This window comes from Neobacillus drentensis (assembly GCF_036966985.1).
Classification (GTDB): Bacteria; Bacillota; Bacilli; order Bacillales; family Cytobacillaceae; genus Neobacillus; species Neobacillus drentensis_E.
The window spans coordinates 1-2,211 of record NZ_JBALSN010000663.1; the positions used below are offsets into that span (position 1 = coordinate 1).

At 40.3% G+C, this 2,211-nt stretch carries 2 protein-coding genes; one reads left to right on the forward strand and one right to left on the reverse strand.

What is annotated here, in order from left to right; genetic code table 11:
* Window positions 1-256 precede the first annotated feature (256 nt).
* Window positions 257-1,624: a dipeptidase gene (locus V7659_RS30090; protein WP_335543687.1), complete on the forward strand. Its 1,368-nt coding sequence runs from the start codon at window positions 257-259 to the stop codon at window positions 1,622-1,624.
* 55 nt (window positions 1,625-1,679) lie between these two features.
* On the opposite strand, the gene V7659_RS30095 is transcribed toward V7659_RS30090, so the two are convergent.
* Window positions 1,680-2,211 (reverse strand): efflux RND transporter permease subunit (locus tag V7659_RS30095; RefSeq protein ID WP_335543688.1); only part of this gene is annotated, 532 nt, incomplete at its 5' end.

Sequence of the window (2,211 nt, forward strand, 5' to 3'; positions counted from 1 at the left end):
ATAATAATATTATGTAAACTTGCATCTGTTTATTTATTTTTCATTTAAAAGATGGCCTCATACATTTATGTAGAGGGATGAATTCATGAGTTTTCCAGCTAAAGCGGGGTAATATAAAAGGTGTGGTGTAGACTTCGAGTCAGGTTCTGATTTTTTATTTGACATGACCCGGTTTTGGCCAAGTTGTATTACTTGATGCCAATCATGTCTTTATATATATAATAAGAAGGGGAAATAAACTAGAAAAGGTGATAATATGAGTCAATTATCTGAGTTATTATCTAAGCAACATAATCAAAATGTTGAGGAATTAAAAGAATTGCTCCGAATTCCAAGCGTCAGTTCTTTATCCGAGCATAAAGAGGACATCCAAAAAGCAGCTTCATGGATTGCCAATAAATTAGAAAGCGTTGGTATGGAACATGTGGAAATAATCCAAACAAAAGGTCATCCGATTGTCTATGCGGACTGGCTACACCAGGAAAACGCCCCAACTGTCTTAGTGTATGGCCATTATGACGTCCAGCCCGTAGACCCTCTTCATTTATGGGAAACGCCTCCGTTTGAACCAACAATCCGTGATGAAAAGATCTTTGCCAGAGGGGCAACCGACGACAAAGGGCAGACATTCTTACATATCAAAGCAGTAGAAACACTATTGAAAACAGAAGGTAAATTACCGGTAAACGTTAAGTTTTGCATCGAAGGAGAAGAAGAAATCGGAAGTCCTCATCTTCCGCCATACTTATCCGAAAATAAAGAAAAATTATCCTGTGATGTAGTCGTTATATCTGACTCTGATATGTGGGACAGAGGCGTTCCTGCTATCACCTATTCTTTAAGAGGTCTTTGTGCACTGGAATTTTCCCTAAAAACCGCTAATTCGGATTTGCACTCAGGCATGTTCGGCGGGGGAGTCCAAAACGCCAACCATTTATTGGTGAAGCTGCTTTCAACCCTTCATGATGCAAACGGAAAAGTAAATGTAGATCATTTTTATGATGATGTTGTACTTCTTACAGATTTTGAAAAGGAACAAATTAAAGCGTTAGGGTTTGATGAAGAAAAGCTAAAAAAATCATTAGGGTTAACTGATTTAACCGGAGGGGAAAAGAATTTCCCATACCCCGAGAAAATCAGTTCACGGCCAACCTTAGAAATTAACGGATTATGGGGCGGATTTCAGGGAGAAGGAACAAAAACAGTCATCCCGAACGAGGCTCATGCCAAAATCACTTGCCGTCTTGTCCACAATCAAAACCCTGAAAAGATTCAGCAATTGATCAAAAAGCATCTAGAAGAACATGCGCCAAAAGGCTGCACTGTGACAGTGTCTCTTCAAGATACGGGGAATCCATTCTTAACGCCAATCGACAGCCCGATGATTCAAAAAGCGGCCGAAGCGTATGAAACCGTTTATGGAAAAGCACCGGTATACAAAAGAGAAGGGGGTTCGATTCCGATTGTATCGGATTTCAACCATTCTCTAAATGCGCCTGTTGTCTTAATGGGCTTCGGATTGCCAGATGAGAATCTTCATGCACCAAACGAACACTTTAACTTAGAAAACTTTGATAAAGGGATCTTAACGATTTGTTCGTTTTTAGAACTTCTTAAGAAGTAAAAAAGAAAGGGCGATGACAGATTGATGTGTCATCGCCCTTTTTGCAATTAACTTTTTATTGGCCTAACGTATCTGATATGTGGTTACTATGCAGCCTTTGTTTTTTGGCTTTGCGGAAATGAAATAATTCATAGAAGGTTGGAATCACAATCAGTGTTAAAAGGGTGGACACGATGAGACCAAAAATGACGACCACCGCAAGTCCCTTTGAAACAAGATTTAAACTCATCGCGGATTCATGTGCAACCAGAAGAGGAAGCATCGCAAATACAGTAGCAAGTGCTGTCATCAGAATCGGCCGTAGACGTACCTTTCCCGCTTCCATAATTGCTTCGCGAATACTCATACTCTCCTCATTATGACGGATGCGGTCTACCAGCACAATCGCATTTGTGACAACAATTCCAACCAGCATCAGCATCCCAATCCCAGAAGAGATATTAATGCTTGAATGAGTGATCACCAACCCTAATAGTGAACCTATAGCTGCAAGCGGCAGAGAAATCAGAATAGCAATGCTTGCACGGAACGACTTTAAGGTAACCAACAAAATCATGAACACAATACCAATCGAGAACATTGCCAGT

Bases quoted from the DNA above. Each gene is read 5' to 3' on its own strand.
- V7659_RS30090 (WP_335543687.1), top strand. From the start codon at position 257: ATGAGTCAATTATCTGAGTTATTATCTAAGCAACATAATCAAAATGTT.